The sequence below is a fragment of the Citrobacter sp. Cpo221 genome, assembly GCF_030332345.1.
In the GTDB taxonomy this organism is placed as follows: Bacteria; Pseudomonadota; Gammaproteobacteria; order Enterobacterales; family Enterobacteriaceae; genus Citrobacter; species Citrobacter portucalensis.
On sequence record NZ_JAOWIA010000029.1, the window covers coordinates 293,808 to 307,574 of the forward strand.

The 13,767-nt window shown below is 51.3% G+C and carries 11 protein-coding genes; 3 read left to right on the top strand and 8 right to left on the bottom strand.

All coding sequences use genetic code 11. The features are described 5' to 3' along the window. Positions 1-36: 36 nt before the first annotated feature. The 6 genes from OGY72_RS02545 to OGY72_RS02570 all read right to left on the bottom strand — a co-directional run bounded on the left by OGY72_RS02545 (position 37) and on the right by OGY72_RS02570 (position 7,202). Positions 37-1,104: an ABC transporter permease gene (locus tag OGY72_RS02545; RefSeq protein WP_003831171.1), complete on the bottom strand. Its 1,068-nt coding sequence runs from the start codon at positions 1,102-1,104 to the stop codon at positions 37-39. A 17-nt stretch (positions 1,105-1,121) separates the two neighbouring features. Beyond that, entirely contained in the window at positions 1,122-2,666 is a 1,545-nt protein-coding gene (locus OGY72_RS02550; RefSeq protein ID WP_057066476.1) for a sugar ABC transporter ATP-binding protein, read from the bottom strand. Between the two features lies 1 nt (position 2,667). After that, positions 2,668-3,288 carry a DUF2291 family protein gene (locus tag OGY72_RS02555; RefSeq protein WP_100272793.1) on the bottom strand — a complete coding sequence of 207 codons (621 nt, stop codon included), beginning with the start codon at positions 3,286-3,288 and terminating at the stop codon, positions 2,668-2,670. A gap of 43 nt (positions 3,289-3,331) precedes the next feature. Then, positions 3,332-4,267 carry a D-ribose ABC transporter substrate-binding protein gene (locus tag OGY72_RS02560; RefSeq protein WP_003831174.1) on the bottom strand — a complete coding sequence of 312 codons (936 nt, stop codon included), beginning with the start codon at positions 4,265-4,267 and terminating at the stop codon, positions 3,332-3,334. Positions 4,268-4,392: 125 nt separating this feature from the next. Further along, entirely contained in the window at positions 4,393-5,913 is a 1,521-nt protein-coding gene (locus OGY72_RS02565; protein WP_148362283.1) for an FGGY family carbohydrate kinase, read from the bottom strand. Between the two features lie 338 nt (positions 5,914-6,251). Next, positions 6,252-7,202, bottom strand: coding sequence for a sugar-binding transcriptional regulator (locus tag OGY72_RS02570; RefSeq protein ID WP_003831176.1), 951 nt, complete (start codon positions 7,200-7,202; stop codon positions 6,252-6,254). Positions 7,203-7,563: 361 nt separating this feature from the next. Between OGY72_RS02570 and OGY72_RS02575 the strand changes: the two genes are divergently transcribed. Next, the gene (locus tag OGY72_RS02575) at positions 7,564-8,394 is read left to right on the top strand and encodes a transketolase (protein WP_003831177.1); all 831 of its coding nucleotides are present in this window, start codon (positions 7,564-7,566) and stop codon (positions 8,392-8,394) included. After that, entirely contained in the window at positions 8,387-9,322 is a 936-nt protein-coding gene (locus OGY72_RS02580; protein WP_003831178.1) for a transketolase family protein, read from the top strand. The genes OGY72_RS02575 and OGY72_RS02580 overlap by 8 nt, the downstream gene beginning before the upstream one ends. Positions 9,323-9,325: 3 nt before the next feature. Here the strand turns inward: OGY72_RS02580 and entD are convergent, their stop codons facing one another. Beyond that, positions 9,326-9,949 (bottom strand): enterobactin synthase subunit EntD, encoded by a 624-nt coding sequence (entD, locus tag OGY72_RS02585; protein WP_286546998.1) that lies wholly within the window; start codon positions 9,947-9,949, stop codon positions 9,326-9,328. 48 nt (positions 9,950-9,997) lie between these two features. Continuing rightward, positions 9,998-12,292, bottom strand: coding sequence for a TonB-dependent siderophore receptor (locus OGY72_RS02590; protein ID WP_079934798.1), 2,295 nt, complete (start codon positions 12,290-12,292; stop codon positions 9,998-10,000). Positions 12,293-12,545: 253 nt separating this feature from the next. Between OGY72_RS02590 and fes the strand changes: the two genes are divergently transcribed. Further along, positions 12,546-13,763: an enterochelin esterase gene (fes, locus tag OGY72_RS02595; RefSeq protein WP_286546639.1), complete on the top strand. Its 1,218-nt coding sequence runs from the start codon at positions 12,546-12,548 to the stop codon at positions 13,761-13,763. Positions 13,764-13,767 lie beyond the last annotated feature (4 nt).

Sequence of the window (13,767 nt, forward strand, 5' to 3'; positions counted from 1 at the left end):
AGGCCGGGCAAAAGATGCCCGGCGGAATGTTGCTGCTTAACTGGATACGGTATTTACTGAAGGTGCTGCCGCCAGCTTTTCTTCATGGCGACGCATCAGAATGACTTTGTTCTGCAGCTTTTGCTGGAACTGATCGACAACAACGGCGGTGACGATAACCACACCTTTGATAACCATCTGCCAGAAGTCGCTGACGCCCATCATCACCATGCCATCGGCGAGGAAGACAATTACGAAGGCACCGATAATGGAGCCGGAGACGCGTCCGCGTCCTCCCGCGAGCGCAGTTCCGCCCAGCACAGTTGCGCCAATGGCATCCATCTCAAACATATTGCCGGTCATCGGATGTGCGGTTTGCAGTTGTGAAGCCACAATCAGCCCAACAAAAGCGGCACACAGGCCGGAAAAGGCGTACACAAAGATCTTCGCTTTTACGATAGGGACACCCGCCAGACGTGCGGCGGACTCGTTCCCTCCAATCGCGTAGATATAGCGGCCAAGTGGGGTTTTGGTGGTTACCCAGTAGCCCAGCAGCAGGAAGGCAATCATCAGCCAGATAGGGAGATAAATCCCCAACAAAGTACCTGAACCCAGCGTGGCAAAACCGGTATTGCCCAGCGCGTCCATGCCGTTAAGATTTGGGTAAGTGCTGCCGTCGTTAAACAGAAGAGCAGATCCTCTGGCAACATACATCATGCCGAGCGTACAGATAAACGGCGCAACGCCGAAACGCGTGATGACGGCACCGTTGACAAAACCAACGACAACGCCGAAGAGGGCAACACAGATTATGACCTCTGGTACGTTGAAGAAGATGATGTTGCCACCCCAGATGGGCAGACCGTTGGTAAGCAAGGCGCCTGCAACCATGCCGCAAATACCCGCTACCGCCCCGACGGACAGATCGATACCGCCAGTGAGTATCACCAGCGTCATACCAATTGCCAGTAAGCCCGTGATGGCGACGTGCTGGGTCATGATCAACAGGTTAGAGGTGGTCAGGAAATTAGGTACCATCACGCTAAAGAATGCGATAACCAGCAGCAGTGCGATAAACGTTCTGGCCTTCAGGAGGTACATATAAATCATATATTTCTGGTTCATGATGGATTCCAGCCTGATTAATCTTGAGGTGTAGAAGCCGCGATTAATGTCTCGCGGGTAACCGCATGACGGGGGACATCAGCGGTGATTCGGCCATCGGCCATCACCAGAATGCGGTCCGCCAGCGCCATCACTTCGTCCAGCTCTGATGAAGAGAACATCACCGCCAGCCCTTGCTGCGCCATTTTGCCAATAAGGTGATACACGTCGGTTTTCGCACCCACATCAATGCCTCGGGTGGGCTCATCAAGGAAAACCACCTGCGGTTGCGTCATCAATGCCTTACCCAGCACCACTTTTTGCTGATTACCGCCGCTTAATGAGGTGATAGGCAGTTCGGGATCGCTCACTTTGATAGCCAGTTGCTGGATCATTGCCTTCACACTGGACTGCTCTTTGTGCGGGTTCAGCCATTTCCAGGCACGGCGAAAGCCTTGCAGGCTGAAGTCAGACAGCGTCATGTTGGACTGAATCGACATCATCTGAACAACGCCTTCGCCCTGACGGTCTTCAGGCACCAACGCCAGCCCCTTTTTAAGACGTGACTGAAAATGGGCTTTATCAATGCATTCGCCGTTAAGCTGCACGCTCCCACTCTGGCAGGGCATAAGTCCCACCAGACCTTTGAACAGTTCCGTGCGTCCAGCGCCCAGCAGACCATAGATTCCGATGACTTCGCCTTTACTGAGGCTAAACGTCACGTCATTAAGCTTATAGCCGCCGCTCGGATGAAGGGCTGTGAGACCCTGTACGGACAGAACCGTTTCACCTTTTGGTGCGGGTTGATAATCAAAATGTTTTTTCTTGTCACCCACCATTTGTTCAATGATCCACGGAATACTGGCATCATTGACTGGGCGTTCGCTGATAAAACGACCGTCGCGGAAAATCGTGATGTAATCACCAATTTCCATCAACTCTTCCAGACGGTGAGATATATAGATGATGGTGACACCGCGCCGTTTAAGTTGCTCAATGACGTTAAACAACACTTTCACCTCAGACTGGCTGAGTGCGGAGGTTGGTTCATCCATGATTAAAACGCGGGTATCTTTGGAGAGCGCTCGAGCAATTTCGACCAGTTGCTGATGACCGATCCCTAGTTCCTCCAGAGGTGTATACGGATCAACATCCAGCTCGAGTCTTTCCAGTAAGGATTTTGCTAGTGCGTATTGGTATTTTTCGTTGATTTTCCCTTTTTGAAAGAACTCGTTAGCCATGAAAATATTATCCATGACATTCATGTTTGGGAATAAATTCAACTCCTGAAAAATAATGCTGATACCCAGTTTTTCGGCCTGATGGGTCGAATTTAATGTGACGGGTATGCCATCCATAATAATTTGTCCGGAAGAGGGACTTTCGACACCAGCAAGCATTTTCATCATGGTGGACTTACCCGCACCATTTTCTCCGATCAGCACGTTTACTTTATTCCGATATACCCGGTAGTTGACGCTATCTAATGCCACTACCCCAGGGTAAACACGCGATAAATCGTGTGTTTCGATAATAACTTCAGATTCGACGGAATGAGGAGTGACGATATCTTGCTGCTGCATGTTATTGTCCTCCTACAGATTCAATTTTCGCTGGTGTAATAACCGGGATGGATTTTGGTATCTCCCACTCAGAAAAAACACCATAAACGTGTACTGATTCTCCGGTTTTAAGCTGCGCAGATTGGATCATCTTTATTGCTTGTTCGTTAATTCCTCGACCATATTCACCAAATAATACCTGGTCATTGAAATCACTATAACTTGTGCCTTTAAAGGCATCGCGTAATTGTGTGCCGCGCAGCGTCGGACCAATCTGCACAATAATGCTGTTGCCGCTTTTATCGGCGATAGTCATTTTTCCACTACGAGAGGCGGTATCAAGATTGCTAATTTTTCCTTCTACTTGTACGTAAAAGATGCAGGGATTCTCTTCCTGAGAACGGTAGCCGAGATTTTTACAGGCGCTATCAAAATCTTTTTCAGCATGCAAGGCCATTAATAAATCGGCCACCGGACGAGCCTGCCCGACAATTTGCGGAACAATTTTGTTTTGCCACGTTTGATCAATATTGGCCATGTGTGGATTCGGTGGCGACTTGAGGTCCGCAAGTTCCTGCTGCGAGACGATGCGGCATCCGCCCACGGTCAACAAGGCCAGCGCAAGCCAGGCTTTTTTAGACATAATGTTCTCCTCTGCGCCTCCTGAGAGGCGCAACAACCCGGGATCAGGACTTGATATTGAAATCCTGCACTTTATCTGCGTTTTCTTTAGTGATAAGAATTCCGCGGAACATGACGCGTTGCTTTTCGGGTTTTATGCCTTTTTGCAGGTAGTTATCCAGATCGGTAACCCCTTGTGCTGCGATAGCCTGAGCCTGGAGCATGACGGTTGCCTGTAGAGTGCCTGCTTTCACCGCATCACGTTCGTCGTTGCTGCCGTCGATACCGACCACTACCACGTCGCTGCGGTTCGCCGCTTTTAATGCAGCAATAGCGCCCAGTGCAACAGGACCGTTACCGCAGATGATACCTTTCACGTCCGGGTGGGCCTGTAGGATGCTGTCCATAATACGTTTACCGTCGATAAGCGTACCTTTGGCATCCTGTCTGGCGACACTAACCATATCCGGGAACTGATCAATAACCTGGTGGAAGGATTTGGAGCGCGTAACACAATTATTATCCGCAAGGTTACACGTCAGTTCAGCATATTTACCTTTTTCGCCCATCTTCTCGACGAAAATATTTGCAACTTCGGAACCCGCCTGGAAGTTATTGTGGGTAATTTGCACCAGTGCAACATCATCAACGGGAATTTCACGGTTGATTAATATGACGGGAATTCCAGCTTTTTTCGCTTTTTCAATTGCCGCGACGCTGGCCGTTGAATCTGCATTATCCAGAACGATACCCTGGACTTTTTTGCCGATTGCCGTATCAATCAATTCATTCTGTTTTTTCACATCTTCACTGTGCGACAAAATTGTGGTTTTGTAGCCCAGTTCCTTGGCTTTTTCACTGGCACCTTTTGCTTCTGAGGCGTAATACGGGTTATCCAGTGAATTCACCATAATCATGATTGTCCCTTTTTCCGCTGCATGAGCAGTAAAAGACAAAGCAGTCAGGGTTGCAGCAGTTAACAGCGTTAAACGTAATTTCATGACAATGTTCTCTCTGTGTTGTTATTGTCGGGTACGGTGAAACAACGTAAAGCTTGAATTTCTTATGGTCCGGTGTCCTCCTGTATATGTGGTAAATAACGTCGCGCGTTTTCCCTGGTGAGGCATCAGGCGGACGGGGCCGGTTTCCATAATGTTCTGTTTACCGCATGGCGCCATTCCTGCCATCTTTTTTGCAACCGATGGTGGCGATCCATGTCGGGTTGAAATGTGCTATGTACGGTTAAAAAAGCTTTTAAATCAGTCAGTGAGCCAGGGTAAAGCGCTTTACGCGCCAGTAATGCCGCGCCAATGGCGGAAAGTTCTGGCACATCGCTACGCATAACCGGATAACCAAGCAAGTCTGCCTGATATTGCATTAGCCAGTCGTTTTTGGTGGGGCCACCGTCAACCATTAATGCAGTTAACTTGAAATCATCGTGCTGCTGCATGGCAACTACAACATCGGCGATTTGATAGGTAATCGACTCAAGTGCGGCACGAATGAGATGTGCTCGTTTAACTCCCCGACTGAGTCCGCAGATGACTCCACGGGCACTGTCATCCCACCACGGTGCGCCAAGCCCGGTCAGTGCTGGCACAAAATAAACGCCGAGGGTCGAATCAACGGAGGCGGGAAGGGTGTTGAGTTCGTAGGCCAGTTCGGCATCCGAAAGTTCGCTCAGACCAGTACTGTCCGCCATCCATGCCACCGCATCACCCGTGTGCGGGATATTGCCTTCCAGACCGTATATGATGCTATTTCCATCGTGCCAGGCGATGGTGGTAGCCAGTGCGTCAATATCACATTGGGCTGATTTGACCGGCGCCATCACCGATGACCCGGTACCGTAAGTTGCTTTAACGCATCCCATTTCGCCAAGAGCATGGCCAAACAGAGCGGCATGTGAGTCACCCACCATCGACATCACAGGAATGCCGTCTGGGATGCCATTGAGTCCACGAGTATGACCAAATAATCCACTGGAGGGTTTTATTTCCGGTAAGGCGGCGCGCGGAATGTGGAAGAGTGCCAGCATGGCTTCATCCCACTCTCCAGAGTGCAGGTTTAGCAACTGTGTGCGGGCGGCATTGGAATAGTCACAGCAGAAGGCTTCACCAGCGGTTAAATTCCATAGCAACCAACTGTCGATCGTTCCCAGGCAAATTTGTCCCTGCGCAGCCAGCTGTGGGCCATCGGTCACAGATTCCAGTAGCCAGCGCATTTTTGATGCGGAGAAAAGTGGTGCGATTGGCAGACCAGTGGTTGATTTTATTAGTTGTTCTTTATTTTCATGCCGCAGTTCCTCGCAGTAAGCCGCACTGCGCGTACATTGCCAGGTGATTGCGGAATTTAGCGGTCTGCCAGTCTGGCGATACCAGCCTATGGCGGTTTCACGCTGATTACTGATAGCCAGTGCTGCGACGTTTTCAGCACCAACATGATTCACAGCTTTGGCAATGACACCAATAGAAGCATCAATCAACACCTCGCCAGATTGTTCAACCCAGCCATCCCGAGGGGTCTGAATCGCCAGTGGCTGAGAAAACTTTGCCACCACATTGCCCTGTGCATCAAGCGCAACCGCTTTGGCGTTAGTTGTGCCTTCATCCAGCGCAATGATGAACTCTTTCTTCGCTGCACACATAGATTATCTCCTGAGTCACATTGCGTCCCGGTTTGGAGGATAAAGCCCCCTCATTGTCGCGTCATTACTACATCAGGCCTGGCTGTGACATCGCTTTTCAATTATTGAATATATATTCGATAGTGATTATTTATTTAATACCTTAGCCACAATCTTTCCGTTGGGCTACAGAAAAAATCATCAATTGTGCTGAGAATCACACTTACACAGACGGGACAATAACAGAAAGAAGAGTAAATTAAGGCGAGGTGAAACCATTCAGTCTATTGAAATATATGGATTTTAGTCACAGCCTTTGCTTTTTATCTTTCGTGCAAAGGCTATCAGCGAATTGAGGATCAGGAGGTGACCAGCATGCGGGCCGTAGGATAGTCGGTAATGAGCACGTCGATATAACCTCCGTTCAACGCCCCTTTAATTGCCGCGACTTTGTCTGTACCGCCAGCAAGCGCCACGACATTCGGGCATTTTTTTACCTTGTCCAGGGCCATGCCAATCACTGGATCTTCGTCATCTTGCAATACCGGCTGGCCCTTGTTGTCGTAGTAATGCAGGCAAATGTCTCCGACCGCGCCGCGATCTGCCAGTACCTGCAACATATCTTCGTGGTAGTAGTTGCCTGATGTTTTCAGCAATTGGGACGGTTCGAGGATCCCGACGCCAACAATGGCGATGTCTACATTATCAAAGCGTGAAATCACATCGGCGACATCTTTGCTGGCAACGAGACGGTTTTTCTCTTCAACCGAGCCTTCGATACTCTGCGAAGGAAGAAGCCAGGCTTCACAATTCAGATGTTGTGCCAGCGTCTGCGTCAGAATTGTGGCCTGTACGTTGCCGTTGGGACCCACGCCGCCCAACAATTGAATTACGCCGCCGGCCTTCAGGTTCTGCGTATGGACTTCATCCACCATCGCTCGGATAGTCGAACTCCATGAGGAAACGCCCACCAGATCTTTGGGGCGCAGCCTGGTTTCCAGATAGTGGGCTGCGGCAGAACCAATGGCGCGTTTGATGGTGTGGTCGCTGGCATCCTCTTCGGTATCAACCACAATGGCCTGCTTAATGCCGTAACGTTCCTCGATCCCTTTTTCAAGATTCAGGAAGATATTTGAGGGCTGGACAACGCTGATTTTCACCACCCCTTCTTTCTGACAGCGGGTGATGGCGCGGGAGATAAACGACTGAGAAAGCGAGAGAAGTTGAGCAATATCGGACTGTTTGCGTCCTTCAAGATAGTAAAGGGTAGCGATTTTAACCAATAGCCGTTGTTCGTCCTGCTTAGCCATATATTTCCTCGAAAATCATTTACGTACCGCCATTATCTTAATGCGTTTTATCATACGCGAAAATTGAAGACAGGTAAGTGTGATAAAGCTCTAACTTTAACCAATCCTCCAAAACAGCTATGGACAAATACGAAAATTAGGTTGCATAATTGAATAAAGAATCATTTGTGAATATATATTCATGGTGGTTACAGGTCAACTTATTATTACCAGCGTCAGTGTGGTCGCGGTAAGGAGGCAGAATGTTCCTGAGTATGATACAACGGCGTAAGCCTGAAGATGTGACGTATGGGAAATTCTGGTTTTTTTAGTCCCATGCGGAATAAATATTCCATATTGAAAATAAATTCAGAGGTGCTAAATGAATCCCTGGAACTATGATATCCAGACTCTTGAGCGCAAAGCGCGGGCGGTTCGCCGTCACATTGTTAGATTAAATGCTAACAGCCCTGCGGGTGGGCACACTGGTGCGGACTTGTCTCAAGTTGAGCTGTTGACGGCACTCTATTTTCGTATACTCAATGTCGCTCCGGAGCGTATCGCTGATGAGGCTCGGGATATCTACATCCAGTCTAAAGGTCACGCGGTAGGCTGTTACTACTGCGTTCTGGCGGAGGCGGGTTTTTTTCCCGTTGACTGGCTGGAAACCTATCAACATGCCAATTCCCATCTTCCCGGACACCCGGTGCGCCAGAAAACGCCGGGTATTGAGCTGAATACCGGTGCTCTGGGCCACGGTTTACCTGTTGCGGTGGGACTGGCTCTGGCTGCGAAGAAAAGTAACAGTTCACGCCGCATCTTTTTAATCACAGGCGATGGCGAACTGGCCGAAGGAAGTAACTGGGAAGCGGCGCTGGCTGCTGCTCATTATGGCCTCGATAACCTGATCATTATTAATGACAAGAACAATCTTCAATTAGCCGGACCGACTCGCGAAATCATGAATACCGATCCGCTTGCCGCAAAATGGCAGGCATTTGGTATGACGGTGACTGAGTGTCAGGGGAATGATATGGCGTCGGTTGTCGCCACGCTGGAAGGACTTAAGCAGGATGGCAAACCTAACGTCATCATTGCCAATACCACGAAAGGCGCGGGTATATCTTTTATCCAGGGGCGCCCTGAATGGCACCATCGGGTGCCAAAAGGTGAAGAGATCGAACTGGCTCTGGAGGAATTAAAAGATGAGTAATGCAGAACACCTCGCGAACGTCATGGTTCAGGCGTTCATTGATGCAGTGGAACAAGGTGTTGACCTGGTGCCGGTCGTAGCGGACTCGACATCAACCGCGAAAATTGCTCCTTTTATAAAGCAGTTTCCGGGCCGGTTGGTTAACGTAGGTATTGCCGAACAAAGCATGGTTGGAACGGCGGCAGGACTTGCCCTTGGCGGTAAAGTGGCGGTCACCTGTAACGCCGCGCCATTCCTTATCTCCCGCGCCAATGAGCAAATTAAAGTCGATGTTTGCTACAACAATACCAATGTGAAGCTATTCGGTCTTAATGCTGGTGCCAGCTATGGCCCGCTGGCGAGCACTCACCATTCGATCGATGATATTGCCATTATGCGAGGCTTCGGCAATATCCAGATTTTCGCCCCATCTTCGCCACGAGAGTGCCGACAGATTATCGATTATGCGATTGGCTATCAGGGACCGGTATATATTCGTCTTGATGGAAAAGCTCTGCCGGAACTTCATGACGAGAGTTACCGTTTTGTTCCGGGCGCGGTGTTGACGCTGCGTGAGGGGGAGCATGTGGCGCTGGTGGCAACGGGCTCGACAGTTCATGAAATTGTTGATGCCGCCGCGCTGTTGGCTGACGCGGGAATTCAGGCGAAGGTGGTCAGTGTGCCTTCAATTCGCCCCTGCGATACCAAAGCCCTGTTATCTGCGTTACAAGGCTGTAAAGCGGTGATTACCGTGGAAGAGCATAATATTAATGGCGGGTTGGGAAGCCTGGTGGCCGAAGTGCTGGCAGAGGCCGGAATGGGGGCAATTTTGAAGCGTTTAGGCATCCCGGATGGGGAGTACGCGGCGGCGGCGGATCGAGGCTGGTTACGCCAGCACCATGGCTTTGACGCCGCAGCCATCGCGGCTCTGGCCCGCGAACTGCTTTGAATTCTATACTGTTGCCAGTGTGATTACAGCGTTGTCCGAAAAACGCCATTGCACACGATACGTTTGGTGGTGCGCGCGGAGGATCATCTGGTTATGCTGTAACACCACGATTTGATATTGCGTAAACCCGGCGTCTGCTTGTCTTGATGTCCGGGTTGCTTTAAAAGCGCTCTCTTTGGCGGAAAACGCCAGGGTGAGCGCCTGTTCAATAGACAAGCCGCTGTTTGCCAACAATTCTTTCTCAGCATGAGTGACAATGCTACTTGCCAGTTCGGTTGCCGTTTGTGGCGTAAAAATGGCTTCTATGTCAATACCCACCGGCTGTCTTGATACCACCGCCAGCGCAGTTGATGCGCTATGGCTGATACTGCCAAACAGCCCCTGCGGCCATACCGGTTGGCGTTGTGTACCGATGCCGGGTACCGTTTTAAGGCCAAATTCGCGCAAAGCGTGTACTGCGGCGATCCGCCCTGCTAAGTGTTCAGCTTTACGCTTGCGTCCGCTGGACAGAAGCTGGGCGTGGTGGGGGAGCCAAAGCAGATCGTGGTCATGGCAGTTGGCGGGATCAAACTCGACAATGTGCAGCGTGTGGTCTGCGAAAGTGAGCGGTGTGTGCGCGGTGTGCATCATAGTTATGATTTCCCTCTCCCCGCAGCGAGGAGAGGGAAAGCGTTATCAGAAGTGTGTGTTAACGCTCATGAACCACGTCCGACCCGGTTCGTTATAGGTGTACGCGCCAGCGCCCGCCATATAATAGCCAGTCTTGTTGTCGCTGGTGGTCTGGGCATTACCTTCACGCCACAGACGTTTGTCGAAGACGTTATCCACGCCGCCGGTCAGGCTGACGTTTTTCGTCACATCCCAGGTCGCGCTCAGGCCGACGATGCTGTACGGACTCACTTCCTGGGCTGAACTGCCGGTCACTGGTTTACCCTGGTAATCATATTTCTTCGGCTGCTGTTTGCCGTACCAGGTAAAGGTGGATTGCAGTGACAAATCCTCACGCGCCTGCCAGCTCAGCGTTGAGTTCAGCGTGTATTCAGGAATAATCGACAAGCGTTCGCCGGTCTCTTTATTCTTACTTTGCAGCATGTAAGTGATGTTGTTGGTCCAGGTAACGGTTTCGCTAACCGGTACGTTTAACGTCCCTTCCAGGCCTTCCACCACCGCTTTAGGTACGTTTTCCCACTGATAGATATCGGTGTAGGTTGTTGTTTCTTTACCCGTAGTCGGGTTTTTCTGGGTAATTGACGTTCTGCTTAGCGGTACAGTCCCCGCTTCGATCTTGTTACGGTAATCGTTGCGGAACCAGGTGACGCCGGCCAGCCAACCGTCACGTTTGAACTCCAGACCAATCTCTTTGTTGATACTGGTTTCGGCCTTCAGGTCATCGTTGCCCATCATGTAGCAACCAATGCCCGTCGCAGAACCGGTGGCATAGCAGCCCTGGCCTTTGCTGTACAGAATATAGTTCGGGTTAGTCTGGTACAGGCTAGGTGCTTTATAGGCCCGTGCGATACCCATTTTCAGCGTAAAGTCGTCGCCCAGACCTTGGGACAGGTTCAGGGACGGGCTCCAGTTGTCGCCAACGACGCTGTGGTGGTCGAAGCGCAGACCCGGCGTCAACATGGTGCTGTCGGTCAGCTCCATGTTATTTTCAGCAAACAGGGAGAAAATTTCAGCTTGCGAATACGGGCTACGATCGGTGCTGCTGGCACCAGGTATGTTCCCGCCCATAAAGGTCTGGGTATTGGAACTCATGTCTTTCATACGCTGCTGGTTCCATTCGGTACCGAGCGTCAGGTTCTGGTTAACTAACAGGTCGAATGGAATGCTAATTTCGCTGTGCAGGGTGACATCCGCCAGGTCAGTGTCGGTAAATTGATTACTGTTAAATAACCCTTCAAGGCCACCTGCCAGACCTTCACCCAAACGGGAGTTACGGGTGTGTTCGTATTGCGCCCAGTTGCTGGTGGTAATGCCGTTGTCCCAGCCGCCGTTCCACGTCAGCGCATAGTTCTGGCGGTACATACGGTTGGTTTCTTTACCGTAGTATTTTTTCACCAGTCCGTTGGTTTTGTTATCGTTGTTGGTGTTTTGGGTGTCACCCGCATACAGGTTGCCCTGACGGCTGTAGCCAGCTTCAAACTCCAGCGATTGCATTGGGGCAAAATCCCAACGCAGCAGGCCGTTGATATCTTTGTTTTTTACCCCTTCACGACCCGCAGGCATCGTATCTGCGTAATCGCCCGTACGTGTTGACTGGTGACCGTCGTTAATGTCCCAGGCATCGGCCTGGGTTTTGTCGAGGTTACCGTTCAGGCGGAAGCTGAAATCCCCGCCCAGCGGGCCATTTAGACTAAAGTTGGTACGCTTGGTTGAACCTTCCTCTTTGTGTTCCGGGGCGTTGAAATAGGTATTCCAGGAACCATGCCACTCATCGCCGCCTTTCTTGGTGATGATATTCACCACACCGCCAGCTGCGCCATTGCCATAGCGTGCTGCGGCAGGACCGCGCAGCACTTCAATACGTTCAATCATTTCCGGAGCAACCCAGGCGGTATCGCCGCGGGTATCACGCTCGCCGCGCCAGCCCTGGCGTACGGAGTTACGGCTGGTAACCGGTTTACCGTCGATCAAAATCAGGGTGTTTTCTGGCCCCATGCCGCGAATATCGATCTGGCGGTTGTTGCCGCGCTGACCGCTGGTTGAGTTACCGGTCAGGTTAACGCCAGGCATGGTACGGATGATTTCCGACACATCGCGAGCGGGAGGGTTCTTACGAATTTCATCAGCGGTAATGGTTGAAACACCCGGCGCCTGCAGGTTCTGCTGGGCGGCGGTAACGACGATGGTGTCTTCATGAGAGACAGCGACGCTATCGGTTTGATCTTCTGCCATTGCTGGCAGGGCTACCCCGTAAATCCCTAAATTGACCAATAAGGCCAGTGAATGAATCTTGTTGTTCATTGTATGTCCTGCTGTTCTTTTAGCCACGAGTACCAATGTGCCGTGGTGCGGCATTTGGCCTGATGTCGCCCGCATCTGCGTAAACTATCCATTCCAGAAAAAGTACGCAGCGCCAGGTCGGTTTATAAGTGGTGAAAAACTGTACGCGCTTCCCACAGCGCGACAATACGCTATTGCAAATGCAAATAGTTATCAATAATATTATCAATATATTTCACGCTAGATCATAAAATTTCACAATAAACATGGGGTTATGGCTGTGACGACGTTAAAGATGGGAAGCGAGGCGTGGTGGCAGTCGAAAAAAGGCCCGGAGTGGGAGCGTGAAGACAACGGAAATTATCGGGTAACCTTCTGGTGGCGTGACCCACAGGGAACGGAAAAAGAGTCAGCCATTCATCGCGTTTGGGTTTATATCACCGGCGTCACCGACCACCATCAAAATGCCATCCCTCAGTCGATGCGACGCATTGATGGAACAAATGTTTGGTGCTGGAGTGTTTCCCTCAGCGCCAACTGGCGTGGCAGCTACTGTTTTATCCCAACAGCACGAAACGATATCTTCTCCTCGCTGGCGGCGGACGCTGCGCCTGACCGAAGCATCCTGCGTGAAGGCTGGCGGCAATTGCTGCCGCAGGCCATTGCCGATCCCCTTAATCCGCAGAGCTGGCGGGGCGGTCGTGGCCACGCGGTGTCTGCGCTGGAAATGCCGGAGGCACCCGTACAGCCAGGATGGGATCGACCTGAAAACCCAGATTCACCCGCAGTTTGCCTGCAATGGCATAGCGCCAGGCTCGGCAATACGCGTCGCGTATGGGTGTTTACCACCGGTGATGCTCAACCCGAAACGCGTCCGTTGGCTATCCTGCTGGATGGGCAGTTTTGGGCACAGAGTATGCCGGTCTGGCCTGCGTTGACTTCACTCACGCATCGCGGACACCTTCCTTCTGCCGTTTATCTCCTGATTGATGCCATTGATACGGCTCACCGCAGCCATGAGCTACCGTGTAATGCGGATTTTTGGTTGGCGGTGCAGGAGGAGCTATTACCACTGGTGAAGACAACGACCGCGTTTAGTGACGATCCGCAGCGCACCGTGGTGGCTGGGCAAAGTTTTGGCGGGTTGTCATCGCTGTATGCCGGGCTGAACTGGCCCGCGCGCTTTGGCTGTGTGCTTAGCCAGTCGGGCTCTTACTGGTGGCCGCATCGTGGTGGTTATCAGGACGGGGCGATCGTCGAGCAACTGAAGACCGGGACCGTCAGCGCTCAGGGGCTGCGTATTGTCCTGGAAGCGGGGATCCGCGAGCCCATTATTTATCGCGCTAATCAGGCGTTATATGCCCAGTTACCTTCTGCACCACAGTCTATTTTCTGGCGTCAGGTTGATGGCGGACACGATGCGCTTTGCTGGCGCGGCGGTCTGATGCAAGGGCTAATGACGCTCTGGCAACCGCTTACCGACACGATTTAACCGG

What these genes read in the sequence shown, in the direction of transcription:
- OGY72_RS02565 (WP_148362283.1), bottom strand. Translation starts at nt 5,913, where the DNA reads ATGTGTGCAGCGAAGAAAGAGTTCATCATTGCGCTGGATGAAGGCACA.
- OGY72_RS02550 (WP_057066476.1), bottom strand. Translation starts at nt 2,666, where the DNA reads ATGCAGCAGCAAGATATCGTCACTCCTCATTCCGTCGAATCTGAAGTT.
- OGY72_RS02560 (WP_003831174.1), bottom strand. Translation starts at nt 4,267, where the DNA reads ATGAAATTACGTTTAACGCTGTTAACTGCTGCAACCCTGACTGCTTTG.
- entD (WP_286546998.1), bottom strand. Translation starts at nt 9,949, where the DNA reads ATGCACACCGCGCACACACCGCTCACTTTCGCAGACCACACGCTGCAC.
- fes (WP_286546639.1), top strand. Translation starts at nt 12,546, where the DNA reads ATGGCTGTGACGACGTTAAAGATGGGAAGCGAGGCGTGGTGGCAGTCG.
- OGY72_RS02545 (WP_003831171.1), bottom strand. Translation starts at nt 1,104, where the DNA reads ATGAACCAGAAATATATGATTTATATGTACCTCCTGAAGGCCAGAACG.
- OGY72_RS02580 (WP_003831178.1), top strand. Translation starts at nt 8,387, where the DNA reads ATGAGTAATGCAGAACACCTCGCGAACGTCATGGTTCAGGCGTTCATT.
- OGY72_RS02570 (WP_003831176.1), bottom strand. Translation starts at nt 7,202, where the DNA reads ATGGCTAAGCAGGACGAACAACGGCTATTGGTTAAAATCGCTACCCTT.
- OGY72_RS02590 (WP_079934798.1), bottom strand. Translation starts at nt 12,292, where the DNA reads ATGAACAACAAGATTCATTCACTGGCCTTATTGGTCAATTTAGGGATT.
- OGY72_RS02575 (WP_003831177.1), top strand. Translation starts at nt 7,564, where the DNA reads ATGAATCCCTGGAACTATGATATCCAGACTCTTGAGCGCAAAGCGCGG.
- OGY72_RS02555 (WP_100272793.1), bottom strand. Translation starts at nt 3,288, where the DNA reads ATGTCTAAAAAAGCCTGGCTTGCGCTGGCCTTGTTGACCGTGGGCGGA.